Origin of the sequence: Embleya scabrispora, assembly GCF_002024165.1 — a bacterium.
GTDB lineage: Bacteria > Actinomycetota > Actinomycetes > Streptomycetales > Streptomycetaceae > Embleya > Embleya scabrispora_A.
In genome coordinates this window covers 737,774-764,113 of sequence record NZ_MWQN01000001.1, presented here as the reverse complement: position 1 = coordinate 764,113, position 26,340 = coordinate 737,774, and the positions used below count along the sequence as shown (strand labels likewise).

Annotated in this window: 24 protein-coding genes; 20 read left to right on the top strand and 4 right to left on the bottom strand. The window is 72.5% G+C overall.

All coding sequences use genetic code 11. The features are described from left to right. Positions 1–417: 417 nt before the first annotated feature. Together B4N89_RS03660 and B4N89_RS03655 are read left to right on the top strand one after the other, a co-directional pair. Positions 418–1,779 (top strand): replication-associated recombination protein A, encoded by a 1,362-nt coding sequence (locus B4N89_RS03660; protein WP_078974426.1) that lies wholly within the window; start codon positions 418–420, stop codon positions 1,777–1,779. A 330-nt stretch (positions 1,780–2,109) separates the two neighbouring features. Continuing rightward, a complete protein-coding gene (locus tag B4N89_RS03655; RefSeq protein WP_078974425.1) occupies positions 2,110–4,683 on the top strand; it encodes an ABC transporter permease in 2,574 nt (857 codons plus the stop codon). Positions 4,684–4,702: 19 nt separating this feature from the next. Here the strand turns inward: B4N89_RS03655 and B4N89_RS03650 are convergent, their stop codons facing one another. After that, entirely contained in the window at positions 4,703–5,431 is a 729-nt protein-coding gene (locus B4N89_RS03650) for an alpha/beta hydrolase (RefSeq protein WP_078974424.1), read from the bottom strand. A 552-nt stretch (positions 5,432–5,983) separates the two neighbouring features. On the opposite strand from B4N89_RS03650, the gene B4N89_RS03645 reads away from it, so the two are divergent. Beyond that, positions 5,984–6,772, top strand: a complete 789-nt coding sequence (locus tag B4N89_RS03645; protein ID WP_078979090.1) for an NAD-dependent epimerase/dehydratase family protein — start codon at positions 5,984–5,986, stop codon at positions 6,770–6,772. A 78-nt stretch (positions 6,773–6,850) separates the two neighbouring features. Here the strand turns inward: B4N89_RS03645 and B4N89_RS03640 are convergent, their stop codons facing one another. Continuing rightward, entirely contained in the window at positions 6,851–8,350 is a 1,500-nt protein-coding gene (locus tag B4N89_RS03640) for a threonine/serine ThrE exporter family protein (RefSeq protein ID WP_235618450.1), read from the bottom strand. A gap of 326 nt (positions 8,351–8,676) precedes the next feature. Next, entirely contained in the window at positions 8,677–9,450 is a 774-nt protein-coding gene (locus tag B4N89_RS03635; RefSeq protein ID WP_078974423.1) for a DUF2470 domain-containing protein, read from the bottom strand. A gap of 254 nt (positions 9,451–9,704) precedes the next feature. On the opposite strand from B4N89_RS03635, the gene rpsD reads away from it, so the two are divergent. From rpsD to aroQ, 12 genes are all read left to right on the top strand, one after another. Further along, positions 9,705–10,316 carry a 30S ribosomal protein S4 gene (gene rpsD, locus B4N89_RS03630; RefSeq protein WP_078974422.1) on the top strand — a complete coding sequence of 204 codons (612 nt, stop codon included), beginning with the start codon at positions 9,705–9,707 and terminating at the stop codon, positions 10,314–10,316. Positions 10,317–10,501: 185 nt separating this feature from the next. Continuing rightward, complete coding sequence (locus tag B4N89_RS03625; protein WP_078974421.1) at positions 10,502–10,936, top strand: DUF948 domain-containing protein; 435 nt, start codon at positions 10,502–10,504, stop codon at positions 10,934–10,936. A gap of 3 nt (positions 10,937–10,939) precedes the next feature. Beyond that, a complete protein-coding gene (locus B4N89_RS03620; RefSeq protein ID WP_078974420.1) occupies positions 10,940–11,299 on the top strand; it encodes a DUF6167 family protein in 360 nt (119 codons plus the stop codon). After that, positions 11,299–13,968 (top strand): alanine--tRNA ligase, encoded by a 2,670-nt coding sequence (alaS, locus tag B4N89_RS03615; protein WP_078974419.1) that lies wholly within the window; start codon positions 11,299–11,301, stop codon positions 13,966–13,968. The genes B4N89_RS03620 and alaS overlap by 1 nt, the downstream gene beginning before the upstream one ends. Before the next feature lie 133 nt (positions 13,969–14,101). Beyond that, positions 14,102–14,599, top strand: a complete 498-nt coding sequence (ruvX, locus tag B4N89_RS03610) for a Holliday junction resolvase RuvX (RefSeq protein ID WP_078974418.1) — start codon at positions 14,102–14,104, stop codon at positions 14,597–14,599. Continuing rightward, positions 14,596–15,762: an endolytic transglycosylase MltG gene (gene mltG, locus B4N89_RS03605; protein WP_078974417.1), complete on the top strand. Its 1,167-nt coding sequence runs from the start codon at positions 14,596–14,598 to the stop codon at positions 15,760–15,762. Before ruvX ends, mltG begins: the two co-directional genes overlap by 4 nt. Then, positions 15,759–16,604 carry a shikimate dehydrogenase gene (locus B4N89_RS03600; protein ID WP_235618448.1) on the top strand — a complete coding sequence of 282 codons (846 nt, stop codon included), beginning with the start codon at positions 15,759–15,761 and terminating at the stop codon, positions 16,602–16,604. The genes mltG and B4N89_RS03600 overlap by 4 nt, the downstream gene beginning before the upstream one ends. Before the next feature lie 179 nt (positions 16,605–16,783). Continuing rightward, positions 16,784–17,518: a prepilin peptidase gene (locus tag B4N89_RS03595; protein ID WP_078974416.1), complete on the top strand. Its 735-nt coding sequence runs from the start codon at positions 16,784–16,786 to the stop codon at positions 17,516–17,518. A 185-nt stretch (positions 17,519–17,703) separates the two neighbouring features. Next, the gene (gene aroC, locus B4N89_RS03590) at positions 17,704–18,888 is read left to right on the top strand and encodes a chorismate synthase (RefSeq protein ID WP_078974415.1); all 1,185 of its coding nucleotides are present in this window, start codon (positions 17,704–17,706) and stop codon (positions 18,886–18,888) included. Positions 18,889–18,892: 4 nt separating this feature from the next. After that, positions 18,893–19,519 carry a shikimate kinase gene (locus B4N89_RS03585; RefSeq protein WP_078974414.1) on the top strand — a complete coding sequence of 209 codons (627 nt, stop codon included), beginning with the start codon at positions 18,893–18,895 and terminating at the stop codon, positions 19,517–19,519. After that, the gene (gene aroB / locus B4N89_RS03580) at positions 19,516–20,610 is read left to right on the top strand and encodes a 3-dehydroquinate synthase (protein ID WP_078974413.1); all 1,095 of its coding nucleotides are present in this window, start codon (positions 19,516–19,518) and stop codon (positions 20,608–20,610) included. The genes B4N89_RS03585 and aroB overlap by 4 nt, the downstream gene beginning before the upstream one ends. Continuing rightward, entirely contained in the window at positions 20,607–21,050 is a 444-nt protein-coding gene (gene aroQ, locus B4N89_RS03575) for a type II 3-dehydroquinate dehydratase (protein WP_078974412.1), read from the top strand. The genes aroB and aroQ overlap by 4 nt, the downstream gene beginning before the upstream one ends. A 73-nt stretch (positions 21,051–21,123) precedes the next feature. Here the strand turns inward: aroQ and B4N89_RS03570 are convergent, their stop codons facing one another. Further along, positions 21,124–23,064 (bottom strand): trypsin-like peptidase domain-containing protein, encoded by a 1,941-nt coding sequence (locus tag B4N89_RS03570; protein WP_078979087.1) that lies wholly within the window; start codon positions 23,062–23,064, stop codon positions 21,124–21,126. A gap of 222 nt (positions 23,065–23,286) precedes the next feature. Between B4N89_RS03570 and B4N89_RS03565 the strand changes: the two genes are divergently transcribed. The 5 genes from B4N89_RS03565 to B4N89_RS03545 all read left to right on the top strand — a co-directional run bounded on the left by B4N89_RS03565 (position 23,287) and on the right by B4N89_RS03545 (position 26,303). Continuing rightward, complete coding sequence (locus B4N89_RS03565; protein WP_078974411.1) at positions 23,287–24,414, top strand: aminopeptidase P family protein; 1,128 nt, start codon at positions 23,287–23,289, stop codon at positions 24,412–24,414. A gap of 72 nt (positions 24,415–24,486) precedes the next feature. Next, positions 24,487–25,053, top strand: a complete 567-nt coding sequence (efp, locus tag B4N89_RS03560) for an elongation factor P (RefSeq protein WP_078974410.1) — start codon at positions 24,487–24,489, stop codon at positions 25,051–25,053. Beyond that, positions 25,053–25,481: a transcription antitermination factor NusB gene (nusB, locus tag B4N89_RS03555; RefSeq protein WP_078974409.1), complete on the top strand. Its 429-nt coding sequence runs from the start codon at positions 25,053–25,055 to the stop codon at positions 25,479–25,481. Before efp ends, nusB begins: the two co-directional genes overlap by 1 nt. A 100-nt stretch (positions 25,482–25,581) precedes the next feature. Then, complete coding sequence (locus B4N89_RS03550; RefSeq protein WP_078974408.1) at positions 25,582–25,956, top strand: YidH family protein; 375 nt, start codon at positions 25,582–25,584, stop codon at positions 25,954–25,956. Beyond that, positions 25,956–26,303, top strand: coding sequence for a DUF202 domain-containing protein (locus B4N89_RS03545; RefSeq protein WP_201260780.1), 348 nt, complete (start codon positions 25,956–25,958; stop codon positions 26,301–26,303). The genes B4N89_RS03550 and B4N89_RS03545 overlap by 1 nt, the downstream gene beginning before the upstream one ends. Positions 26,304–26,340: the final 37 nt, after the last annotated feature.

The following is a 26,340-nucleotide window of genomic DNA, read 5'->3' as shown; positions in this document are numbered from 1 at the left end:
CAGATTCGACCCGAGTCTCTCCCTGGACCGCCGCTGTTGGCCGCTTTTTCGCCGAGCAACGCGCCCGTCTCGCCGGGAGCCCTCCGCCTAGGAACTCCGATCGCCGGCGGGGGTCCACCACCGACTCGGACCGGTCACGACGACGGGCCGGCATACCCGCCGGCTGAAGGGCAACGTGTGCCGGAGGTACCGGCCCGTTCGAGAAGCCTCGGCGGTGGGCTCGACCCGGTCGTTTTCCAATCCGCCCTTGTTGGCGCCTGCCTGGGGGCAATGTGCCTCTCCGGCCGGGGATCCCGAGTCGTTGGATCGCTCGCGGTCCCCTCCGGGGTGTGACCGTCGTGACCGCTGCTTCGGGTCTGTTGCCGGCCCGGTGTCGTTGCGCGGCGGGTTGCCGGGGGTGGGGGTTAGGGTCGGGGCGTGGATGCCGATCTCTTTACTGCCGCCGCCGAGGCGCGGCAGGCCAAGGACCCCTCGCTTGCGCCGCTTGCCGTGCGGATGCGGCCGCGTGATCTGGACGAGGTGGTCGGGCAGCGGCACCTGCTGGGTGAAGGGTCGCCGTTGCGTCGGCTGGTGGCGTCGGAGAGTCGGGTCACCGCGCCGAGTTCGGTGATCTTGTGGGGCCCGCCCGGTACCGGCAAGACCACGCTCGCCTATGTGGTCAGCCACGTCACCCGTCAGCGGTTCGTGGAATTGTCCGCGATCACGGCGGGCGTCAAGGAGGTGCGCGCGGTGATCGAGGACGCGCGTCGGCACGCCGGGTCCCAGGGGCGGGACACGGTGCTCTTCCTCGACGAGATCCACCGCTTCTCCAAGGCCCAGCAGGATTCGCTGTTGCCGGCCGTGGAGAACCGCTGGGTGACGCTGATCGCGGCGACCACCGAGAATCCCTACTTTTCGATCATCAGCCCGCTGCTGTCCCGGTCGCTCCTGCTGACCCTGGAGTCGTTGACGGACGACGATCTGCGCGAGGTGGTGCAACGTGCGCTCGGCGACGAACGGGGTCTGGCCGGGACGCTCACCCTCGACTCCGACGCCGAGGAGCACCTGCTGCGGATCGCGGGTGGTGACGCGCGGCGTGTCCTGACCGCGCTGGAGGCGGGTGCGGGGTCGGCCGCCGACAAGGGCGAGGAGTCGATCACCCTGGCCACGCTGGAGAGCGCGGTGGACCGGGCGGCGGTGCGGTACGACCGGGACGGGGATCAGCACTACGACGTGGCGAGCGCGTTGATCAAGTCGATCCGAGGTTCGGACGTGGACGCGGCGCTGCACTACCTCGCGCGGATGGTCGAGGCGGGGGAGGACCCGCGCTTCATCGCCCGGCGGTTGATGATCTCGGCGAGCGAGGACATCGGGATGGCCGATCCGACCGCCATCCAGGTCGCGGTGGCCGCCGCGCAGGCGGTTGCGCTGATCGGCTTTCCCGAGGCGCGGATCACGCTGTCCCAGGCGGTCATCCACCTCGCCCTCGCCCCCAAGTCGAACGCGGCCTACCTCGCGATCGACGCCGCACTCGCCGACGTCCGGAAGGGACTGGCCGGCCCCGTCCCGCCGCACCTGCGGGACGGGCACTACAAGGGCGCCGCCAAACTCGGCCACGCGCAGGGCTACATCTATCCGCACGACGACCCCGACGGCGTGGCGGCTCAGCAATACGCGCCCGACGCCATCCACGGCCGCACCTACTACGAGCCCACCCGCCACGGCGCCGAGGCCCGCTACGCCGACATCACCACGTGGCTCCGCACCCGCCTGAACACGCCGACCCCGCCGACGTCCTGACGCGAGGCCCACGCCACGCCACCCCCATCCCCACCCCACGCCTCGCGCCTCGGCGTGAACAGCGCTGCGCGTACCCGGTCCGCGAGCGCCGCGTCGAGGCGACGGCCGCGAGACGGGCGCCCCGATGCGCAGGCGCCGCAGGCTCGCGCCCCGGGCGCGTGGGGTGATGCGTCGAGGGGTGCGGGGTCCGTCTCGTGGGGGTCGGGTCGGGCTCCAGGGGGATGGATCGGGGGGTGCGAGGGGCTACCGGTGGGGGACGTCCGTGCTGGTGGGGGCGGGTGAGGATGAGCGGGATTCCGCTGTTCGTGCCCGGCCCTCCTGGAGTTGCCCGTGTTTCGTTTCGCGCTGCGCAATGTCGTCGCACACCGGACCAGATTGGCGATGACCGCCGTCGCGGTGTTGCTCGGTGTGGCGTTCGTCGTGGGCACGCTCGTCCTGTCGGACACCCTGGGGCGGGCGTTCAAGAACACCGCCTCCAAGAGCTTCGCGGACGTGTCCGTCGCCGTCCTGGACGACAACGTCGACCGCGCCGGCTCGCGCGCGCACGGTCGGCCCGAACCCACACTCACCGAGGACACCCTCGCCCGGCTGCGCGCGCTGCCCGGCGTCGCGCGGGCGCGTGGTGTGCTGGAGGGGTTCACCGGAGTGGTGGACCGGGACGGCAACCTGCTCGGGTCGGGGTGGACGACGATCGGCACGAACTTCGTGCCGGTCGGCGACGGCACCGACCCCCGCTTTCCGATGCGGTCCGGGCGCGGCCCGGCCGCCGCCGCCGAGATCGCGCTCGACGTGCGCACCGCGGACAAGGGCGGCTTCCGGGTCGGCGACACCGTGCGCGTCGCGCTCGGCGGGCCGATGATCGCGGCCCGGCTGACCGGGGTGTTCGCGACCGACGACCCGCGCGTGTCGTCGGGCGGTTCGCTCGTGCTGTTCGAGACCGCGACCGCTCAGCGGCTGCTGCTCGAGCCGGGGCGCTACGCCGAGATCGACCTGGTCCCGGTCCCCGGTACGAGCGAGGCGACGTTGCGCGCCGCGGCCCGCCGGGTGGTGCCGGACGCGGACAATCTGCGGGTCGCCTCGGGACGTACGCTCGCCCGCGAGCAGGTGGACATGATCGAGGCCGGCACCCGGCAGATGACGATCGCGCTGCTCGCGTTCGCCGGCATCGCGCTGTTCGTCGCGACCTTCATCATCGCCAACACCTTCACCATGCTGGTCGCCCAACGCACCCGCGAACTGGCCCTGTTGCGCGCGGTCGGAGCCCGCAGCGGACAGGTCACCCGGATCGTGCTGTTCGAGGCCGCGGCCGTCGCCGTGATCGCCTCCCTGCTCGGCTTCGCCACCGGCATCGCGATGGCCGGCGCGCTCCGGGCGCTGCTGGAGCGATTCGGCGCGCACCTGCCCGCAGGCCCGCTGATCGTGGAGGGCCGTACGATCGCGGTCGCGTTGCTCGTGGGCGGCGCGGTCACCCTCCTCGCCGCGTGGTTGCCGGCTCGGCGGGCGTCGCGGATCCCCCCGGTCGCGGCGCTCAACGCGGTGGAGCGACCGGCGGGCCGCGGCGGACTGCGGGGTCGCGGCGCGCTGGGGGCGCTGGTGACGGCGGTCGGTGCGGCGCTCATCGTGTACGGCCGTTCGGCGGCCGGCGACAGCGGCCGGGTCCCGGTCGGGCTCGGTGCGTTCCTGCTGTTGATCGGCGTCCTCGTGCTCACCCCGTCACTGGCCCGGCCCGCCGTCGCCGTGGGCACGCCGCTGCTGGATCGTGTGTTCGGGGTGGCCGGTCGGCTGGCCCGGCGCAACGCGGTACGCAATCCCCGACGCACCGCCGCCACCGCGTCCGCGCTGACCATCGGGCTGTCCTTGATCGCCGGCCTGACCATGCTCGGCGCGTCGATCCGGCAGGCCGTCGAGGAACGGGCGATCGCCGAGATCGCCGCGGACTACCGGATCGCCACGGTCAACGGCGCCTCGCTCGACGCGGGCGTGCCGGCCGCCGTCGCCCGCGTGCCGGGGATCACCGCGATCTCGCCGCTGATCCGGGACTCGGTGCTGCTGGACGGCCACGAGGCGGCGGTGATCGGAGTGGACCCCAGGGGCATCGAGCACCTGATCGACTTCGACGGCCTCGCCACCTCCAAGGGCGGCCGTACCGCCGCCGCCGACGCGCTGCGCCGCGGCGAGATCCTGATCAGCGCCGACACCGCGAAGCGGCGGGGGTGGGGCGTCGGCTCGGTGATCCCGATCGGCTACCCCGACGGCGCCCGGGGCAGCGTCAAGGTCGGCGGCATCCAGGGCGACCTCGAACAGCTGACCAAGGTGACGGTGCCGGTCGCGCTCCTGGAGCGGCACACCGTCGACCGCGACATCCGTTCGGTCATGGTGCGCATCGAGGACGGCGGCAGCGCCGCGACCACGCGGGCCATCGAGCGCGCCATCGGCGACAACCCGCTCGTGCGGGTGGAGGACCGCGCCGCCATCCGGAAGTCCTTCAGCCGCACGGTCGACCTGCTGCTCAACATCATGTACGGGCTGCTGGCCATGGCGGTGCTGATCGCGGTGCTCGGCGTGATCAACACCCTGGCCATGTCGGTGTTCGAACGCCGCCGGGAGATCGGCATGTTGCGCGCGATCGGACTGGACCGCGCGCGGGTGCGCACGATGGTCCGGGTCGAGTCGACGGTCATCTCGGTCTTCGGTGCGGTGCTCGGTCTGCTGGTGGGGGCGTTCCTGGCCTGGGGGATCCTGGGCACGCTGCGCGGCAAGTTGCCGAATCTGGTCCTGGTCGTGCCCTGGGCCGGCGTCGCCGGATTCCTCGCCCTGGGGGTCGTCGTGGGCGTCGTCGCAGCGGTCTGGCCGGCCCGCACCGCCGCCCGCACCGACATCCTGACCGCGATCGGCGCCGAATAGCGGGGCTTGCGGCCACGTCCTAGCTGCTCGCGTTGACTGCGGGGGCGCGGAGGCCGTCCGGGGCCGGCGTTTGCATGGCGCGGGCGATCTCGGGGTCCAGGCGGCCGGTTACCGCGCCCACCACGGTGCGGCGGACCAGTTCGGTCCAGGCCGGTGCGCGGCGCATCATCGCGTGGCCGTCGGCGAGTTCGAATCGGCAGACGCGGTCGGAGACCTCGCGCGCGGCCAGCGCGTAGCGGTGCGAGGCCTTCGGGCTCGTGGTGTGGTCGGCCGTGCCGTGTACGACGACCAGGTCCCGGCCGGCGAGTTGCGCGTACGGCTCGTCGTCCTCGATCCAGGGCGCCAGCGCGCAGATCGTACGCACGCTGTCGTGGCCGGCCACCCGCAGCGCGGTGCGGCCGCCCATCGAGTGGCCGACGAGGGTGACCTCGGTGTCGGGGTATCGGGCACGGATGCCGTCGAGGGCCCACCACGCGTCCTGGACCGGGTCGCGCTCGGGTTCGTTCCAGCCGCGCACCCGGTAGCGCAGCAGCCAGGTCTCGGCGCCCGCCATGTGGGTCGCGCGGTGTACGGAGCGCGCTATCGGCACCATGCGTCGATAGGCCAGGTTGCGGGTGGAGGCGGGTTGCCGGCCGTGCGCCCGGCCACCGGGCAGGACCAGGACGACCGCACGCACGGGCGTTTCGCGCGGCGGCGACCACCTGCGCAGGGCGGCGAACGGCCCGGTGGATGCGTGCGCGTCCGGCATGCGGGGAACCCTCTCTGCTTCGACGTGGTCCCGGCGTCCGGGGCCACGCGCGTCGATTCGGGACCGCTCCTCGACCACCGGCCCCAGAATCCGAACGCTCCCACCGCACGGGTCGTTCCCACCGTACGGTCGTTCCCACCCACATCCACGCCCCCGCCACCGGCAGCCGTACGCACCCGCCGGGGAACGCGCCCCGGTCCACCCGGACCCCGACGCTCGGCGCCCGCGCCCTGACCGGCGTCACCCGCACCAAGCACCGCGGTCGCCCGCGCTCGCGACCGAGAAGATGCTCGCGCACGCACCCGCGAGCGACCGTCCGCGAGCTTCGGCGCACCTGTAGGCGACTGTCCGTGGGCTTCGGTGCACCTGTGGGCGGCTGTCCGCAGGCTTCGTCGCACCTGCGGGCGACCGCCTGCGAGCCCCGTCCCTGTCCTGCGGTTGCGATCGCGATCGATCCGCGGCCCCTCTCGGGGGCTGGTTGGGTCGGGGTGGGGCGGGCAGGGTGTTTGCGGTGGATCGGCCGGCGAAAGGTGTGCGATGCGGGTGCGGAGTGTGGCTGTCACCGGGGCGGCCGGGCGGATCGGGGAGGTGCTTCGGCGCGGGTTGCGTGCCGACGTGGAGCGGCTGGTCCTGCTCGACCTCGTGCCGTTGCGCGCCGAGGGGCCGGGGGAGGAGGTGCATACCGTCGATCTCCTCGACCCGCCCGGCCTGGAGGGCGCCTTCGCCGGGGTCGATGCCGTGGTGCATCTGGGCGGGATCGCCGAAGAGGCGCCGCTTCCGGATCTGGTTCGGGCGAACATCCTCGGTACGCACAACGTCCTGGAGGCGGCCCGGCGCGCCGACGTGCCCCGGGTCGTGCTGGCCGGCAGCAACCGCGTCACCGGCTTCCACCCCGTCGGCCGGCAGATCGGACCGGACGATCCGGTGCGCCCGGACGGCCTGTACGGGATGAGCAAGGTGGCCGTCGAGGCGCTGGGGCAGCTGTACGCGGACAAGTTCGGCCTGTCCGTGCTCTGCCTGCGCATCGGCAGCTTCGAGCCCGAGCCGGTCGAGCCCCGCCATCTGGCCACCTGGCTCAGTCCGCGCGACTGCGTCGGCTTCGTCCGCGCCGCGCTCGCCGCACCGGCCGGCGGCGGATTCACCGCCGTCTACGCCGTCTCCGCCAACGCCCGCCGGTTCTGGGCCCTGCCCACCCCCGCCGAACTCGCCTACACCCCGGTCGACGACGCGGAGCGATACGCGGCCCGGATCCCCGGCGCGGACGCCCCCGCCGACCCGGCCGCCCCGCAGGCCGGCGCCATGGCGCTGCCGGAGTTCACGCTGCGACACCTGCGGCCGTGAGCCCGCCCGGCCGCGCCCGTGCCCTCGACGCGGATCGGGATCCGGACGGGGGCGGCCTCCACTCGCCGCGACGGTCGCTCAGAAGCCTCGCGTGCGCTTCGACGCCGGCCGCATCTCCCGGCCGGTGCGGGGCGGGGGCGAGGGCAGGACGAAGCGGGCCGCCTCGGAGCCGACGTTGACGCCCGCCGCGAGCGCCAGGGCCAGGGACGCCGCGTTCACCAGGCTGCGCCAGCCGCTGTCCGTGTGGCCGAGGGCCAGCCCGAGCATGCCCTGATACATCGCGCTGCCCGGCAACATCGGGCCGATCGCCGGGATCACGTACGGCAGCGCCGACGTCCCGTGCCAGCGGGCGAGCAACTGTCCGAGCAGTCCGAGCAGCCCGGTGGCCACCGCCGTGGCCAGGACCGGCGCCGCGCCCGCCTCGCGCAGCACCTGGAACACCGCCCAGCCGACCGCCCCGCCCGCCGCCGCCATCGGCAGCAGCACCCGACGCACCTGGACCAGCACCGCGAAGGTCAACGACACCCCGCCCGCCGCGAGGAGTTGCACGATGCGGGGGTTGCCGTTGAGGTTGAAGGTCCCCTCGACGGTGAACTTCACGCCCACCTGGTCGCCGATGTACAGCACGATCGAGATGCCCACGATGATGCCGACGATCAGGTAGAAGACCTCCAGCAACCGGGCCGCGGCGGTGATGTAGAAGCCGGTCAGTCCGTCCTGTACGGCGGCGACCAGGGCCCGCCCCGGCAACAGCGCGAACAGCCCGCCGGTGACCACGGCGTACGGGTTGATCCCCGCGCCGAGTTTGATCATTCCCACCGTGATCGCGGCGGCCGGCATCGAGGCGAGCACGAACTGGTAGAACTCCGGGACGCCGCGCTCGGCGAGCATCTGCGCCAACCGCTCGCCGATCAGCGCCGCGACGCAGGCCGCGACGGCCACGATCGGTCCGCCGCCGACCATCACGCTCGCGAAGGCCGCGATCAGCCCGGCGGACAGCAGCAGCAGCGGGCGCGGGTAGGGGTGTCGGTTGCGGCGGATGTCGGCGAGGCGGTGGTACGCCTCCTCCAGGGTCAACTCGGATCGGGTGATCGCCTCGACCAGCTGGTGTGCCTCGTCGAGCCGGGTGTAGTCGACGGCGCGGCGGCGCACCACCCGCTCGCCGGTGACCGGCGGTTCGACCAGGGATGGCTGGTAGGACAGGGTGATCGCGACGAAGGTCACATTGGGTTGGCAGCGTTCCAGGCCGTACGCGTCGGTGATGCCGAGCATCGCCGCCTCGACGTCCTCCCCGCCCTCGCCGCTGGCCAGCAGCAGCTCGCCGGTGCGCAGCGCGAGATCGAGCACGCGCGGGACCGAGGGGCCGGCCTCGGGCTTCTCCGGGGCGGGCACGATCGGGATGCTCGCGGTGTGTCCGCTGAACCGCAGCTGGGTGCGCAGCCGGTCCTGCCACGGGCTCGCGCCGGATCGCGGCGCCGCCGGCCGCTCCGGCTCCCAGGGCGCACGAGGGCCCGGATGGGCGCGGCCGACCTCGTCCGCCGATCCGTCCGGTTCGTGTCGCGCGTGCTGCTCCGACACCCCGTGTCGTCCCTTCCGCCGTTCCCGCCGCGATCCGGCCCGCGCCGGCGGCGCCGTCGACCGGTCGGCCGTGGCGATCCGTCCGGGTGGATCCCCACCCGGTGCCGCGACCGGAAACGTTAGCCGGTTCCCGACCCGCGCCCCGGCCCGGCACGGCCGATCACGAAGGAGGAGACTGCCCGGCGGGCGCGGCATCATGCCAGGCCACGGGCCGGAGGGGTCGGCGGACGAGGCCCGCGCCGAAACCGCGAGCACTCCCGCGCGCGTCCGCGAGCCGGACGGCCGGCCCCCGACGCGTGCCCGCCCCGAAGCGGCGGGCGGAAGCCTCAGCTCTCCCCGTGGACCCCGTGCAGCAGTCGGCGCAGCGCACCGCCGAGCTCCGTCGGGTCGGCCACCGGGTGCTCGAATTCGAAGCGCACGTCACAGGTGCGGTCCGGGCCGCCGGTGCGCAGCCGGATGCCGTGTCGGTCCAGCGACACCGGCGCGACCCGGTCCGCGCAGGCCGGCGCGCCGGCCACGATCGCCAGCCGGTACAGGTCGTTGCCGTGCGCCGCGGCCAGGTGTTGGAGCAGTTCGGCTTCGTGCCCGGCCAGCGGGTCGGGCGCGGCGTCGGCGTAGTCGTCGGGCTCGACGTGACCGGTGCCCCACAGGTCGTCGACGAGCACCTCACCGACCTCCAGGCGCACGACCGTGCCGGAGCGCTCGGAGGCGGTGGGGTCGGGGGCCGCCTCGGCCAGCAGCGCGGCGGCGTGCTCGGCGTCGGGGCCGGTGGGGATGCTCAGCCAGCCCGCGATCCAGCAGTGCGCCCGGACCCGGTGCGGCACGGCCACCGGCGCGACGTCGACCAGATGCAGCACGGCGGCCGTGTCGTCCCGGGACGTCAGCACCACCGCGGCGGTCTCGCCGGGGACGAGCAGCAGCAGTGAGCCGTCGGCCTCGACGGCCCGTGCGGCGGGGATCACATGCTCCTCCCGGTCGCCGGGCAGGTCCAGCGTGGCCGACCCGGCGTGGGCGGCCAGCGTGCGGGCCCGCTCGGCGGTGCGCGGCCGCCGGGAAGAGACATCGGTGCGCCCGGCGTTGGCCTCGGTGGGAACAGACATGGCGTCCTCCAGGTGTGGCGCTCAGGTACGGCGGGTGGGGCGCCGGGTACGGCGCTCGTTTGCGACCCCCGAGTGGGCTACCGGCCGCGTCTTCGTTAAGGTTAGGCTTACCTAAGTACCCCGATCTTGGCAAGACGGCCCGCCCGGCGGCCCACCGCCCCGGCCCCGCGCCCCGACCCAGGACCGCACCGGCCACACCCGCAACGCCCCGACCATCCGAACCGCCCGAACGGCCCCGCACGGAGGACCCGACCTTGACCAACCAGACGCGCCCCAAGATCCGCCGCAGCCGCGCGCTCGGTGTGGCGCTCACCCCCAAGGCCGCCAAGTACCTGGAGAACCGGCCCTACCCGCCCGGCGAGCACGGCCGCGGTCGCAAGCAGACCTCCGACTACAAGACCCGGCTGATGGAGAAGCAGCGCCTGCGCTTCCAGTACGACATCTCCGAGGTCCAGATGCGGGCCGCGTTCGACCGCGCCAACAAGCACGCCGGCAAGACCGGCGACGAACTGGTGGTCGACCTCGAGCGCCGCCTCGACGCCTTCGTGCTCCGGGCCGGCTTCGCGCGCACCGTCTACCAGGCGCGGCAGATGGTCACCCACGGCCACATCGAGGTCAACGGCGGCAAGGTGGACAAGCCCTCCTACCGCCTCAAGCCCGACGACGTGGTCGCCGTGCGCGAGCGCAGCCGCACCAAGCCGCTGTTCCAGGTGGTCCAGGCCGGCGGATTCGCCGCCGCCGAGACCCCGCGCTACATCGAGGCCCGCCTCGACAAACTGATGGCCCGCCTCGACCGCCTCCCGCAGCGCCGCGAGGTCCCGGTGATCTGCGACGAGCAGTTGGTCGTGGAGTACTACTCCCGCTGACCGACGACATCGACAAACCGACACCGGAGATCGATCGGCACACGACACCGGGTCGCGACACACGCCACGCCGACCGCGCGGGTTTCCTCGGACGAGGGGACCCGCGCGGTCGCGGTAGGGTCGGGTTTTCCGAGGTGGGCGACGCGTATCCGCCGCCTCGACTGATCCCACTTCTCAAGGAGCGCATGACGGTGTCGGGTGGCGAAGTCGCGCTGATGATCATCGCCGTTTTCTGGGCGATCCTGGTCGCCTTTCTCGCGGTGGCTCTGGTGAAGCTGGCGAAGGTGCTCAAGGAGGCCACGACCCTGGTCGCGGGGGTGGCGGACCGGGCGGTCCCGCTGCTGGACGAGGTCACCGAGACGGTCCGGGCGACCAACGCCCAGATGGGCCGCGTCGACCAGATCGCGGGCAACGTGCAGACCATGACCACGAACGCCACCGCGCTGTCCTCCACGGTCGCCGCCACACTCGGCGGGCCACTCGTGAAGACCGCCGCGTTCAGCTACGGCGTGCGCCGCGCGTTGTCCGCGCAGCAGCGCGCCGAGCTCAGCCGCCGGGTGCGAACCGCGGCGAAGGCGCAGAAGGTCGCGCGGCAGCGCAGCATGCGCGGAAGGAGCTGACCGATGGCGAGACTGTTCTGGATCGCGGTCGGCGCCGGCGCCGGCGTCTGGGCCGCGCGCAAGGTCAAGGACAAGGCGTACAAGTACACGCCCGAGGGCGTCGCCGACAACGTCACGGGCATCGGCGAGGCGATCAAGTACTTCGCGGACGAGGTCCGCGCGGGCATGGCGGAGCGCGAGCAGGAGTTGTACCGGGCGATCGGCGCGGACGTCGCCGCCGCGGCCCTGCCGCCCGCCCCGAGCCGGCGGATACTGCCCGGCACGCGCGAGCCGCACGAGCACCGGCACGACGGGCGGGACCACTACGACCCGCGCGAGCTGTACGAAGGCAAGGCACGGTACGACCGAAGGGACGGCACCTGATGGAGTCGGCAGAGATCCGCAAGCGCTGGCTGCGGTTTTTCGAAGAACGCGGACACACCGTCGTCCCGTCGGCGTCACTGGTCGCGGACGACCCCACGCTGCTCCTGGTGAACGCCGGCATGGTGCCGTTCAAGCCCTACTTCCTGGGCGAGGTCAAGCCGAGCTTCAAGAGGGCCACCAGCGTGCAGAAGTGTGTGCGCACGCTGGACATCGAGGAGGTCGGCAAGACCACCCGGCACGGCTCGTTCTTCCAGATGTGCGGCAACTTCTCGTTCGGCGACTACTTCAAGGAGGGCGCGATCGCGCTCGCCTGGGAGTTGCTCACCAACTCGGTCGCCGACGGCGGCTACGGGCTGGACCCCGAGAAGTTGTGGATCACCGTCTACCTCGACGACGACGAGGCCGAGCGCATCTGGCGCGACGTCATCGGCGTGCCCCCCGAGCGCATCCAACGCCTGGGCAAGTCGGAGAACTTCTGGTCGATGGGCGTGCCCGGCCCGTGCGGCCCGTGCTCGGAGATCAACTACGACCGCGGCCCCGCGTACGGCGAGGAGGGCGGCCCGGCGGTCAACGGCGAGCGCTACCTGGAGATCTGGAACCTGGTCTTCATGCAGTTCGAGCGCGGCGCCGGAACCGGCAAGGACGACTACCCGATCCTGGGCGACCTGCCGGCGAAGAACATCGACACCGGGCTCGGCCTGGAGCGCCTGGCGTGCATCCTCCAGGGCGTCGACAACCTGTACGAGATCGACACCTCGCGGATGATCCTGGACCGCGCCGCCGAACTCACCGGCAAGGTGTACGGGCAGGACCACACCACCGACGTGTCGCTGCGCGTGGTGGCCGACCACGTGCGCACCGCCGTGATGCTCATCGGCGACGGCGTGGTGCCGGGCAACGAGGGCCGCGGCTACGTGCTGCGCCGCATGATGCGCCGCGCGATTCGCAACATGCGGCTGATGGGCGCCGAGGGTGCGACGCTGCACGACCTGGTCGAGACCACGATCAAGGCGATGGGTCCGCAGTACCCGAACCTGATCGAGGACGCCGAGCGCATCGACGCGGTCTCGGTGGCCGAGGAGAAGCGCTTTTTGGCCCGGCTCCAGGAGGGCACCGCGCTGCTCGACGAGTCGATCGTCAAGGCCAAGAGCGCGGGCTCGCGCGTGCTCCCCGGCGAGGTGGCGTTCCTGCTGCACGACACCGAGGGCTTCCCGATCGACCTGACCCTGGAGATCGCCGCCGAACAGGGCCTGGCGGTCGACGAGGACGGCTTCCGCCGGCTGATGAACGAGCAGCGGCAGCGGGCCAAGAAGGACGCGCAGGCGCGCAAGCAGGGCCTCGCCGACCTGTCCGTGTACCGCGAGGTCGCTGACTCGGCCGGCGGCACCGTGTTCACCGGCTACCTGGACACCGCCAACGAGGTGACCGTGGTCGGCCTGCTCGTCGACGGCGTATCCGCGCCCGCCGCGCAGGAGGGCGACGAGGTCGAGGTCGTGCTCGACCACACCCCCTTCTACGCCGAGGGCGGTGGCCAACTCGCCGACACCGGCCGCATCCGGCTGGAGACCGGCGCCGTGGTCGAGGTCCGCGACGTACAGACCCCCGTCGCCGGCGTCACCGTGCACCGCGGCCGGGTCCAGGTCGGCGAGGTCGTGGTCGGCGCCAAGGCGCTCGCGCAGATCGACACCGACCGGCGCAACGCCATCGCCCGCGCGCACAGCGCCACGCACCTGACCCACCAGGCGCTGCGCGACGCGCTCGGCCCCACCGCGGCGCAGGCCGGCTCGGAGAACGCGCCGGGCCGCTTCCGCTTCGACTTCGGCGCGCCGGGCGCGGTGCCGGGCAGCGTGCTCACCGACGTCGAGCAGAAGATCAACGAGGTGCTCGCGCGCAACCTCGACGTCACCGCCGAGGTGATGTCGATGGACGAGGCGAAGAAGCAGGGCGCCGTGATGATGTTCGGCGAGAAGTACGGCGACCGCGTCCGCGTGGTCACGATGGGGGACTACTCCAAGGAACTGTGCGGCGGCACGCACGTGCACAACACCGCGCAGCTGGGCCTGGTCAAGCTGCTCGGCGAGTCCTCGATCGGCGCCGGCGTGCGCCGGGTCGAGGCGCTGGTGGGCGCCGACGCGTACAAGTTCCTCGCGCGCGAGCACACCATCGTCAACCAGCTCACCGACGTGGTGAAGGGCCGGCCGGAGGAGCTGCCCGAGCGGGTCGCCTCGATCATGGCCAAGCTGCGCGACGCGGAGAAGGAGATCGCCGCGCTGCGCGGCGCGCAGGTGCTCCAGGCCGCCGCCGGTCTGGTCGACGGCGCGCAGGACGTGCACGGCGTGGCGCTGGCCGTCGCCCAACTGCCCGACGGCACCACGCCCGACGACCTGCGCAAGCTGGCGCTGGATGTGCGCGGTCGGCTCGCGAGTCGCCCGGCCGCGGTCGCGGTCGTGTCGGTGGTGAACGGCAAGCCGATGGTCGTGGTCGCCGCGAACGACGGCGCGCGCGAGCGTGGCGTCAAGGCCGGCGAGCTGGTTCGTGTCGCGGCGCAGACCCTCGGCGGAGGCGGCGGCGGCAAGGACGACGTGGCCCAGGGCGGCGGTTCGGACCCGACGAAGGTGGCCGACGCGCTGGCCGCGGTCACCCGGACAGTCGCCGAACGTACATCCTGAGTCGTCCCCTACCCTCGTTCCCCCGGTGGGTGTGGAAGTCTGGAACCGGACTCCCGCACCCCCGGGGGACTTGTATGCCGGGGCGTCATGCCCGAATAGTCAGTGACGCAGAGTCTGTGACGGAGAGCCGACCTTGAGACGCGGAGTACGAATTGCGGTCGACGTGGGAGACGTTCGCATCGGCGTCGCGGCCAGCGACCCGCACGGACTGATCGCCACCCCGGTGGAGACCGTGCCCGCCGGGCGGCGCGATGTGGCCCGAGTCCTGGAGATCGTCGCCGAGTACGAGGCGATCGAGGTCGTGGTCGGGCTGCCGCGTTCGCTCTCCGGCAAGGAGGGCGCGGCCGCGGCCAAGGCGCGGCTGTTCGCCGGCCGACTCGTGGCCGGGCTCGACCCGGCGATCGAGGTGCGTATGGTCGACGAGCGACTGACCACCGTCACCGCGACCCGAGGGCTCCAGGCCTCCGGCGTCAAGGCGAAGAAGGCCCGCGGAGTCGTCGACCAGGCGGCCGCGATCGTGATCCTGCAAAACGCGCTCGACACCGAGCGAGGTTCCGGACGTCCTCCGGGCCAGGCCGTGCTCCCCGCTCCGGCCGGGTCCGCATCCGACTCTGAAAGGCCCACGGCATGAGCGATCTCGGACTGCGGATGGATTCGGAGCAGTCGGAGCCGCGCAGCCGGCGACGGGGCAAGGACGACGGTTCGCGGGGCGGGCGGCGCGGACGGGGCCGCAAGAAGAAGAACCGCAGCGGTTGTGCGGTCTCCCTCGCCCTCGTGATCGTGCTCGCCATCCTCGGCGGTGGCGGTTACTGGGCCTACGGTTTCCTGAAGGACCGTTTCGGCCCGCCGCCGGACTACAGCGGCAGCGGTTCCGGTTCGCTCGTGGTCGAGATCAAGCCGGGTTGGGCCACGCCGCAGATGGCCAACGAACTCAAGCGGGTCGGGGTCACCAAGAGCGTCGAGGCGTTCACCAAGGTCGCCCGGGAGGACAAGGACCAGCGCGCGTCCAAGATCCAGCCGGGCGCGTACACGATGGCCAAGCACATGTCCGCGAAGTCGGCCTTCGAGATCCTGGTGAACCCGAAGAACAAGAAGGACTTCATCCTGCGGCCCGGACTGCGCTCCTCGCAGGTCTTCGAGTCGCTGGCGAAGTCGCTCAACGTGCCCAAGGAGAAGGTGGAGGCCGCCGCCAAGGACCCGTCGCTCGGGTTGCCGGACTACGCCAACGGCAACATCGAGGGCTTCCTGTTCCCCGCGTCGTACATCGCCGCGCCCGGGATGGACCCGCTGGTGGTGCTCAAGGACATGGTGGGCCGGGCGGTCAAGGAGTACGACAAGGTCGGTCTGGCCGCGAAGGCCCAGGCGATGAACAAGAAGCCCTACGACCTGATCATCATCGCCAGCCTGGTCGAGGCCGAGGGCAAGACCACCGACGACAAGGGCAAGGTCGCCCAGGTGATCTACAACCGGCTCGGCAAGAACATGTCGCTGGGCCTGGACTCGACGGTCAACTACTACCTCGGCAAGAGCAACATCCAGCTCACCAACAAGGAACTCAACGACGCGAGCAACCCGTACAACACGCGCGTCAAGAAGGGCCTGCCGCCCGGGCCGATCGGCAACCCGAGCAAGGCGGCGATCGACGCGGCGCTGGCACCGCCGTCGGGCAACCTGCTGTACTTCGTCACCGTCGACCCGATCGTGGGCACCACCAAGTTCACCGACAGCGACGCCAAGTTCCAGGAGTTCAAGGCCGAGTTGGCGAAGTGGATCAAGGAACACCCGACCCCGTGACGTCCCCGACCCCGACCCCGATTCCGCGCCGCGCCGCCGTGCTCGGTTCGCCGATCCGGCACTCGTTGTCCCCGGTCCTGCACCGGGCGGCGTACGCCGAACTGGGGCTGACCCACTGGTCCTACGACGCGTTCGAGATCGACGAGGCGGCCCTGCCGGGCTTCGTCGCCGAACTCGACGCGTCGTGGGCCGGGCTCTCGCTGACCATGCCGCTCAAACGGGCGATCCGGCCGCTGCTCGACGAGATCGGTGCCGTCGCGCGGGACGTGGACGCGGTGAACACCGTGGTGTGCGCCGCCGACGGCCGCCGGGTGGGCGAGAACACCGATGTGCCGGGCCTGGTCGCGGCATTGCGCGAGCGTGGCGTGGAGCGGGTCGAGTCGGCGGCGGTGCTGGGCGCGGGTGCCACCGCGACCTCGGCGCTGGCCGCGCTGCGCGAGGTCACGGACGGGCCGGTGCGGGTGTACGTGCGGGGCGCGGAGCGCGAGCGCGAGATGCACGCGGCCGGCGAACGGCTCGGCGTCGCGGTGACCGTGCGTCCGTGGACTGAGGCCGCCGAGGCGCTGGCCGCGCCGCTGGTGGTGGCGACGACGCCCAAGGGCGCGGTCGACCATCTCGCGATCGAGGTGCCGGCCGGGCCCGGCGTGCTCTTCGACGTGCTCTACGATCCGTGGCCCACCGCGCTCGCGGGCGCGTGGGGACACGCGGGCGGCACGGTGGTGGGCGGCCTGGACCTGCTCGTGCACCAGGCGGTCCTCCAGGTCGAGTTGATGACGGGCCGCCCGGGCCCACTCACCGCGATGCGCACGGCCGGCGAAGCGGCTCTGGCGGGCCGAAGCTGACGAGCAAGGCAAGCCGGACGACGCGGATCCCCTGATCCGGGCTCGCCGGGCCCGGCGGCCTGGCGGGCTTGGTTGTGGGGGTGGGGTTGTCCCCAGGGTTCGGGTTTGGTGTGATCTTCGGGTCGGGGTTGGGGACGACGGAACGTGACCGGCGTACGATCCTGCGTATCGTCGCAAGCGTGTTCCTCGGACTCACTCTCCTGTGCGCGTTGCTCGGTTTCGTTGCCGGGCTCGGGCTGCCCCGTCCCATCCATCTCCTGCTCGCCCGAAGCCCCGGCGCCGGTTCGGTCGGTGGCATCGCCCCGCCCGGTCGTCCGCCGGCCCTGCCCGTCGAGCCCGTGTCGGCCGCGAGCGGCCGGTTCGGCGCGCTGCCGCTCGCGGCGCTGACCGGGCTCGTCTGCGCCCTGCTCGCCTGGCGCCTGGGGCCCGGACTCGACCTGCTCGCGTTCCTGGTGCTCGCCGTCGCGGGGGTCACCCTCGCCGTGGTCGACATGCGCGCCCTGCGGCTGCCCGACCCGGTGCTTCTGGTCACTCTGGCCACCGGCCTGACCCTGCTCGGCATGGAGTCGCTGGCCCTGGGCGACTTCACCGCCTACCGGCGCGCCCTGCTCGGCGGCGTCACGCTGGCCGGCTACCACCTGTGCCTGGCCGCGCTCTTCCGCGGCTCCCTGGGCATGGGCGACGTCAAGCTCGCCGGCGTGCTCGGCATACATCTGACCTGGCTGGGCTGGGGCGTGCTGGTCACCGGCGCGTTCTTGGCCGTGCTGCTCGCGGGGCTGACCGCAGGGGCGCTGATACTCGTGGGCCGCGCGCGCCGGGACAGCCGGCTGCCGTTCGGCCCGTGGTTGCTGCTCGGCGCGCTCGGCGGCGTGTTGTGCGGCGCCGAGTTGTCCCGATTGCATCTCGCCTGGTGAGACGGTGTCGGTCCGCGCGGCGCTGTCCGGAAGATGGACGCGGGGACGGGGGCCCGCCTCGGGCATGAAAGGATTCGGGCGGAGATTCGCCGGGCGGATCCCGCCAGGTGGCGCTCGGCGCAGCGTGCCGGGCCCTCGTGCCGCCGTCCGGACCCGGCACGCATGATGCGCAAGAAGGAGCATTCGTGGGCAACCTACGCTGGCTGACCGCCGGGGAGTCGCACGGCCCCGCACTCGTGGCCACCCTCGAGGGGCTGCCCGCCGGCGTGCCCGTCACGACCGACCTGGTCGCCGACGCGCTCGCGCGCCGCCGACTGGGCTACGGGCGCGGCGCGCGGATGAAGTTCGAGCGCGACGAGGTCACCTTCCTCGGCGGCGTCCGGCACGGCCTCACCCAGGGCAGCCCGGTCGCGATCATGGTCGGCAACACCGAGTGGCCCAAGTGGGAGACGGTCATGTCGGCCGACCCCGTGGACCCGGAGGTGCTGGCCGCGCAGGCCCGCAACGCCGCGCTGACCCGTCCCCGCCCCGGCCACGCCGACCTGGCGGGCATGCAGAAGTACGGCTTCGACGAGGCCCGGCCGATCCTGGAGCGGGCCAGCGCCCGCGAGACCGCCGCCCGGGTCGCGCTCGGCGCGGTCGCCAAGGCGTTCCTGGAGCGCGTCGCCGGCATCCGGATCGTCAGCCACGTGGTCGAGTTCGGTGCGGCCAAGGCGCCCGCCGGCGTGTTCCCCGGCCCCGACGACACCGCGCGCCTGGACGCCGACCCGGTGCGCTGCTTCGACCCCGAGGCGTCGGCCGCGATGGTCACCGAGGTGGACGACGCGCAAAAGGCCGGCGACACGCTCGGCGGCGTGGTCGAGGTGCTCGCCTACGGACTGCCCCCGGGCCTGGGCAGCCACGTGCACTGGGACCGCCGGCTCGACTCGCGCCTCGCGGGCGCGCTGATGGGCATCCAGGCGATCAAGGGCGTCGAACTCGGCGACGGCTTCGAGTTGGCCCGGGTGCGCGGCTCGAAGGCGCACGACGAGATCGTGAACACCGCCGACGGCGCGCGCCGCACCTCGCACCGCTCCGGCGGTGTGGAGGGCGGCATGTCCACCGGCGAGGTGCTGCGCGTGCGTGCGGCGATGAAGCCGATCGCCACCGTGCCCCGCGCCCTGGCCACCTTCGACGTGCGCACCGGCGAGCCGGCCCAGGCCCACCACCAGCGCTCCGACGTGGCGGCGGTGCCCGCGTCGGGCATCGTGGCCGAGGCGATGGTGGCCCTCGTGCTGGCCGACCTGGTCACCGAGAAGTTCGGCGGCGACTCGGTCGCCGAGACCGCCCGCAACGTGCGCGGCTACCTGGACGCGCTGGAGATTCGGTAGCGCCATGGCAGACATCGGGGACGCCGGGGACATCGCCGACGGCGCGCACACCACGCCCGGCCGGGACGGGGGCGCCCATCCGCTGGTGGTCCTGGTCGGGCCGCCCGGCGCGGGCAAGACGACGGTGGGCCTGCTGCTCGCCGCGGCGCACGGGGTGGGCTTTCGCGACACCGACGCCGACGTCGAGACGCGGGCGGGCAAGCCGATCCCGGACATCTTCGTCGACGAGGGCGAGCCGCACTTTCGCGCGCTCGAACACCGGGCGGTCGCCGACGCGCTGGCCGATCACCCCGGCGTACTCGCCCTGGGCGGCGGCGCGATCCTGGACCCGGCCACCCGCGCCCTCCTGGCGGGCCATCACGTGGTCTTCCTCGACGTTGACCTGGCCGACGCGGTCAAGCGGGTCGGCCTCGACGCGCCGCGCCCGCTGCTGATGGGCAACCCCAGGGCCCGCTGGCGCGAGCTGATGGCCGCGCGCCGCCCCCTGTACACCGAGGTCGCCGCGGTCACGGTGAACACCGCCGGCCGCACCCCCGAGGACGTGGCCGCCGAGATCGGGCACACCCTCGAGACCGCATCCCACCGGGCCCGACCCGAGCCCACCACGCCCGAGAAAGACGTGAAGCGATGAGCGGCACCCCCGCCGAACCCGTCCGGATCCGTGTCGGCGGCACCTCGGAGCCCTACGACGTGCTCGTGGGCACCGGCCTGCTCGGCGAACTGCCCGCGCTGATCGGCACCTCCGCCCGCCGGGTGGCGATCCTGCACCCGGAGGCGCTGGCCGCCACCGGCGAGGCGGTCCGCGAGGACCTGGCCGCGCAGGGCTACGAGGCGATCGCCATCCAGGTGCCCAACGCCGAGGACGCCAAGGACGTCGCGGTCGCGGCGTACTGCTGGTCGGTGCTCGGCCAGACCGGGTTCACCCGCTCCGACGTGATCGTCGGCATCGGCGGCGGCGCCACCACCGACCTGGCGGGCTTCGTCGCGGCGAGCTGGCTGCGCGGCGTGCGCTGGATCGCGATGCCCACCACGCTGCTCGGCATGGTCGACGCGGCCGTCGGCGGCAAGACCGGGATCAACACCGCCGAGGGCAAGAACCTGGTCGGCGCGTTCCACCCGCCCGCCGGCGTGCTCGCCGACCTGGCCACGCTGGAGTCGCTGCCGCGCAACGACTACGTCAGCGGCCTGGCCGAGGTGATCAAGGCCGGATTCATCGCCGACCCGGTGATCCTGGACCTGATCGAGGCCGACCCCGAGGCGGCCCGCGACCCGCTGGGCGAGGACACCGCCGAGCTGATCACCCGGGCCATTCGCGTCAAGGCCGACGTGGTCTCCGGCGACCTCAAGGAGGCCGGCCGCCGGGAGATCCTGAACTACGGCCACACCCTCGCGCACGCGATCGAAAAGGCCGAGCGGTACAAGTGGCGGCACGGCGCCGCGGTCAGCGTCGGCATGGTCTACGCCGCGGAACTGGGCCGGCTCGCCGGTCGCCTCGACGACGCCACCGCCGACCGGCACCGCACCGTGCTCGCCGCCGTCGGCCTGCCGCTGACCTACCGCGGCGACGCGTGGCCCCGGCTTTTGGAGACCATGCGCGTGGACAAGAAGTCGCGCGGCGACATGTTGCGCTTCATCGTCCTCGACGGCCTGGCCAAGCCGGTCGTCCTGGAGGCCCCCGACCCGACGCTCCTGGTCGCCGCCTACGCCGAGGTCTCGGCGTGAGCGCGCGCCGGGTGCTGGTCCTGAACGGCCCCAACCTCGGCCGGCTCGGCAGCCGCGAGCCGGACGTCTACGGCGCGACCTCGTACCAGGGCCTGGTCGCCGAGTGCGAACGCCTCGGCGCCGAACTCGACTTCGCCGTCGAGGTCCGCGAGACCAACGACGAGGGCGAGATCATCCGCTGGATGCACGAGGCCGCCGACGGCCGCATCCCGGTGGTGATGAACCCCGGCGCGTTCACCCACTACTCCTACGGGCTGCGCGACGCGGTCGCCCAGCGCACCGCGCCGTTCATCGAGGTGCACATCTCCAACCCGTACGCGCGCGAAAGCTTCCGGCACACCAGCGTGGTCGCCGCGGTCGCCAGCGGCACGATCGCCGGCTTCGGCCTCGGCTCCTACCGCTTGGCGCTGCGCGCGCTCGCCGAGGAACTCGACGGCTGAGCCTCGCTTCCGCCCGGGGTGTCACCCACGTGGGTGACACCCCGGGCCGGACCGCCGCGCCGCTCGAAGGACCTCACCCGAGCAACCGCCCGATCGCCGTCGCCACCTCCGGATGCCCCAGATACGCGCCGATGTCGTGCGCGCGATCGAGCGGATTGGCCACCGCGCACTCCGCGACCAGGCCGCTCCAGTCGTCGGCCAGCGGACACCCGATCGCGACCGGATCGGTCGGGCACCACGCGTTGAACCACGGCCCCGCGATCGGCGGCAGATGCGGCCCGCCGATCCGCAGTCGCGAATAGACGGTGTCCATCCCCAGCGGGCTGCCCACGGTGACCAACCCGGCCACCGGCACCGCCGGCCCCAGCCGGGTCAGCAGATCCATCGCCACCACCGTGCCCAGGCTGTGCGCGACCAGCACCACCGGACCGTCGGCGGGCATCCCGGCGAGCACCTGGTCGAGCACGGCCGTGCGCGAGTCGTCCTGATCCAGATAGGCCGCGACGTCCTTGAACGCGGCCTTGATCACCAGCCGGTCCACCCCGGTGTGCGCGGCGATCCAGCCCAGCGGCTCACGCGTGGTGCGCACCACGTGGTCCCAGATGCTCTCGGTCGCCGGCTCGGCCGCCTCCGGAGGGGGCATGCCCGCCCGCCGTGCGGCCTCGTCGAGCAGCCGGTCGTACAACTCCCGCGCCGACGCGGACAGCGGCGCCTCGCCCGGCAGCGCCGACTCCATCACCTGCACGAGCCGGTCGCCGTAATAGGGGAACCACACGTCGGCCGGATCGATCGTCGGCAGCCCGGCCAGGGTCAGCCCGCTGTTCAGCCCCGCCGCCCAGCCGCGCCGCAGTTCGTCCGGATCGCGCCCCTGCTGACTGCGCCCGTGGACGAACACCAGACGCAGTCGGCCCCCGAACGCCTCCGGCCGGCCGCTCGCCCCGGCGACCGCGACCGCCTCGGCGACCTCGATCGGCGGCCGGGGAGCGGGCACCGTGGACAGCAGCGCCGGCGCCGTGCCCAGGCCCGAGCCGGGACCCAACTCGGCGAGCAGCGCCCGCTGCGCGTCGCCCGTGGACAGCGCCGCGAGGCGGGCCAGGATCACACTGATCCGCACCCCCTCGTTGGCGATCCACTTGATCTCGGCCTGCCCCTGCTCGGGCCGCCACGGCTGATCGTGCAGGTTCAGCACGGCCCCGGACGCGTCGTGCGCGGGCACCCCGCTGTGATGCAGCGCGACCGCCTCCCACTGGTCGTTGAACACCGGCGAACCGGAATTGCCCGGCTCGGTGTCGGTCTCGTACTGGATGAAGTCGTCGAAGCGCTGGGTGAAGCGGTTCTGCCGGATGGCGATCTCCTTCAGCCGCCCGTCCGGGTGTCCGATCACGTTCACCGGATCGCCGAGCACCAGCTTGCCCTCGGCCGCGAGCAGCCACAGATGCCCGAAGACCTGCCCGGCCGGCCGCCCGTCGCCGCCCGGACGCAGCGCCACCAGGGCGAAGTCCAGATCCTCGTCGGTCAGGAACAGCGTGTCCGGGTCCGGCGTGAAGCGGGTGGTGTGCGCGGGCAGGTCGTTGTCGATGCCCATCTCCGCACCGAACTCGGCGAACGCGCCGCGAGCGGTCGCCGCGTCGGGAAAGACGTGATGGTTGGTCAGCAACAGGCTCGGCGAGACCAGGAAGCCGGTCGCCTGCGGTTGCACGGGTCCGCCCGCGGAGTACCAGATCCGCGCGACGCACGCGGCGGCGCGCATGCCGCGGGCGAGGAAGTTCAGGCTCTGCAGATCGTTGGTGGCGCCGATGATGCGCTCGGCGAGCCCGGGTCCGCTCTCCTCCGGCGACGTGGCCAGCAGCACCTGCCCGGGCACCTCGTGCTGCTCCACCAGTCGGGCCGCGCGTAGTTGCAGCCGGTGGTCGTCGTCGGGGAATCGCCGACCGTCGGCGCGTCGCCGCTCGATCGTGGACCGATCCGCCTCGGCCCCCGCATAGCGCGCGGCTGCGGCGCGCAATCGGGCCATCAACCGCTCGTCCGCCACAGACGTGGCAGTTCCGTCATTTCCACTGATTTCCACTGAAGCCCACCCCCTCGCAGGAGAGGGTAGAACCGGGCCCGGGCCGCTGTCCGGACTTCGGGCGTTTGCGCTGGTCCGAACGCGCATCCGCGCTGGCGCGAGCCCGAAGGATGCAGTCCCGTCGAGTCACACCGGGCTACCCACACCTCACGGGTCTACGCTGTTCCCATGCCCGAGGCCCATGATCGACGCCGTGATCGACTGCGTTCCCGCCTGGCCGGTGCCGGCGCCGACGTCGCCCTGATCACCAACCTCGTCAACGTGCGATACCTGACCGGGTTCACCGGCTCCAACGCCGCGCTGCTCGTGTACACGCCGGGCGCACCGGGCGAGGGGACCGGTTCGGGCGCGGTGTTGTGCACCGACAGCCGCTACGCGGCCCAGGCCGCCGAGGAGTCGCCGGGTGTCGAACTGCTGGTCGAGCGGGCCTGCGCGCAGGCGCTGACCACCCGCGCGGCACGCTCCGGCGCGGTTCGCCTGGCCATCGAGGAGCAGCACGTCACGGTCGAGCTGTACCGCGAGCTGGGCCGGGTGCTGGCCGAGGAGAGCGCCGCGGGGGAGCTGGTCAACCTGGGTCGTGTGGTCGAGGACCTGCGGCGGATCAAGGATCCCGAGGAGATCGCCGCGCTGCGGATCGCCTGTGAGATCGGCGACCGGGCGCTGGGCGAGATGATCGAGTCGATCCTGGTCGGCCGGACCGAGCGGCACATCGCGATGGAGCTGGAGCGGCGGATGGCCGATCACGGCGCCGACGCGGTGGCCTTCCCCACGGTGGTGGCCACCGGGCCGAACTCGGCGATTCCGCACCACGATCCCGGGGACCGCCGGGTCGAGGACGGCGACTTCCTCAAGATCGACTTCGGCGCGCGCTACCGCGGCTACCACGGCGACATGACCCGCACGTTCGTGATCGGCACCGAGCCCTCGGCCTGGCAGCAGGAGATCTACAGTGTGGTCTTCGCCGCGCAGAAGGCGGGCCGGGAGGCGCTGGCGCCGGGGGTCGAGGCGGTCGCGGTGGACAAGGCCGCGCGCGATGTGATCGCGCAGGCCGGCTTCCTCGATTTCTTCGGACACGGCCTCGGACACGGTGTCGGTCTGGAGATCCACGAGGACCCGCGTCTGGGTCCGACGGCGACCGGTAAGCTGGACGCTTGCATGCCGGTCACCGTCGAACCGGGGATCTATCTCCCGGGCCGCGGCGGTGTCCGCATCGAGGACACCCTGGTGGTTCGTCCGCTCGAAGACGGCGGCCCCGAGCTACTCACCATCACGACCAAGGAATTGCTCGTCCTGTAGCGGGCCGGCGCCCGCCGCCTCGTCCGACGAGCGAGAATCCGGTCCCAGAAGCACGCAGGAGACACCACACTCGTGGCCACGACCAACGACCTGAAGAACGGCATGGTGCTCAAGCTCGACAACGGCCAGCTCTGGTCCGTCGTCGAGTTCCAGCACGTCAAGCCCGGCAAGGGCGGCGCGTTCGTTCGTACGAAGCTCAAGCATGTCCTCTCCGGCAAGGTCGTGGACAAGACCTTCAACGCCGGCACGAAGGTCGAGACGGCCACCGTGGACAAGCGCGGCATGCAGTTCTCGTACAAGGACGGCTCCGACTTCGTGTTCATGGACACGGACACCTACGAGCAGCTGCCGATCTCGCCCGAGACCGTCGGCGACGCCGCCAACTACCTGCTCGAGGGCTTCGACGCGACCGTCGCGATCTACGAGGGCGCCGCGCTCTACGTCGAGCTGCCGGCGTCGGTCGAACTGCTCATCGAGTACACCGAGCCGGGTGTCCAGGGCGACCGCTCCACCGGTGGCACCAAGCCCGCGAAGCTGGAGACCGGCTTCGAGATCGCGGTTCCGCTCTTCATCACCACGGGCGAGAAGGTCAAGGTCGACACCCGTTCCGGTGACTACCTGGGCCGCGTGAACAGCTAGTGGCCGGTGCCCGCAGCAAGACCCGGAAGCGCGCGCTGCAGATCCTGTTCGAGGCCGACCAGCGCGGTGTCGATCCGGTGACCATCCTCGCGGACTGGGTCGGCCGCTTCCGGGCCGACAAGGCGGAGCCGCAGGTCGCCGAGTACACGATGCGCCTGGTCGAGGGCGTCCAGGAGCACCGCAAGCGCATCGACGACCTGATCGGCACCTACGCCGTGGGGTGGACGCTGGACCGGATGCCCGGCGTGGACCGCAACGTCCTGCGCCTGGGTATCTACGAACTGCTCTGGGAGAGCGACGTCCCCGACGTCGTGGCCATCGACGAGGCGGTCGAACTCGCCAAGGAATACTCCACGGACGAGTCGCCGGCCTTCGTCAACGGCCTGCTGGCCCGGATAAAGGATCTCAAGCCGACGCTGCTGCGCTAGCGTCCGCCGCCGGACCCGTCGAGCCGCCCACCCCGCCCGGGTGGGCGGCTCGCTGCGTTCGCGCCGGCCCGGATGAGGCGGTCGGGGTCCTGTGCCGATAATGAAGATCATGAAATCCGATCGGAAGGGCTCCCGGCTGCGGGAAATCGGCGACGAGCCCGACTATCGGTTCACCCTCGCCAACGAACGCACGTTCCTGGCCTGGATCCGCACCGCGCTCTCCCTGCTCGCGGGCGGGGTGGCGGTGGTGCAACTGGTGCCGGACCTGGCTTCGCGGGCGCAGCGCCTGATGCTCGGGCTGGCCCTGGTCGGTTTGGCGCTGACCCTGTCGGCCACCGCGTACCGGCGCTGGTACCAGGTCGAGCGGGCGATGCGGCTGGGCCGGGCGCTGCCGTTCTCCGCGCTGCCGCTGGTGGTGTCGGCGGGTCTGGGAATCGTGATCGTGGTGAGCGTCGTGCTCATGCTCGTGTCCTGATGGGCCGCCGCCCCGTCGCGCTGCCGGGCGCGCCCCTGGATCCGGGGCTGCAGCCGGAGCGCACTCGGATGGCGTGGTCGCGCACGTCGCTGGCGTTCGTCGCCAACGGGGCGCTGCTGGTACGGGCCGGCCACGTACCGGGGCGCTGGTGGTTCATGCTGCCGGGGTTCGTGGTGATGGCGGCCGGCTTCGGGGTATACGTGGTGGGGTTGCTGCGGCACCGACAGGTCGACCACGCGGTTCGGGGCGGCACGGCGGCGGTCGGCGACCGGGCGATCCGCGCGACGTTGCTGACGGTGTCGGCGGCGTGCGTGCTGGCGGCGGCGGTGCTGGTCGGCCGGCCCTGACAGCGCCCTTGTCGGCCGCGCGGGGCCGGGGTGCGAC

Excerpts from the sequence above, each read along its gene's own strand:
- B4N89_RS03550 (WP_078974408.1), top strand. The coding sequence starts at position 25,582 with ATGAAGATCATGAAATCCGATCGGAAGGGCTCCCGGCTGCGGGAAATC.
- mltG (WP_078974417.1), top strand. The coding sequence starts at position 14,596 with ATGAGCGATCTCGGACTGCGGATGGATTCGGAGCAGTCGGAGCCGCGC.
- B4N89_RS03565 (WP_078974411.1), top strand. The coding sequence starts at position 23,287 with ATGCCCGAGGCCCATGATCGACGCCGTGATCGACTGCGTTCCCGCCTG.
- B4N89_RS03570 (WP_078979087.1), bottom strand. The coding sequence starts at position 23,064 with ATGGCCCGATTGCGCGCCGCAGCCGCGCGCTATGCGGGGGCCGAGGCG.
- B4N89_RS03625 (WP_078974421.1), top strand. The coding sequence starts at position 10,502 with ATGACGGTGTCGGGTGGCGAAGTCGCGCTGATGATCATCGCCGTTTTC.
- B4N89_RS03545 (WP_201260780.1), top strand. The coding sequence starts at position 25,956 with ATGGGCCGCCGCCCCGTCGCGCTGCCGGGCGCGCCCCTGGATCCGGGG.
- B4N89_RS03650 (WP_078974424.1), bottom strand. The coding sequence starts at position 5,431 with ATGCCGGACGCGCACGCATCCACCGGGCCGTTCGCCGCCCTGCGCAGG.
- B4N89_RS03585 (WP_078974414.1), top strand. The coding sequence starts at position 18,893 with ATGGCAGACATCGGGGACGCCGGGGACATCGCCGACGGCGCGCACACC.
- aroB (WP_078974413.1), top strand. The coding sequence starts at position 19,516 with ATGAGCGGCACCCCCGCCGAACCCGTCCGGATCCGTGTCGGCGGCACC.
- B4N89_RS03620 (WP_078974420.1), top strand. The coding sequence starts at position 10,940 with ATGGCGAGACTGTTCTGGATCGCGGTCGGCGCCGGCGCCGGCGTCTGG.
- B4N89_RS03635 (WP_078974423.1), bottom strand. The coding sequence starts at position 9,450 with ATGTCTGTTCCCACCGAGGCCAACGCCGGGCGCACCGATGTCTCTTCC.
- alaS (WP_078974419.1), top strand. The coding sequence starts at position 11,299 with ATGGAGTCGGCAGAGATCCGCAAGCGCTGGCTGCGGTTTTTCGAAGAA.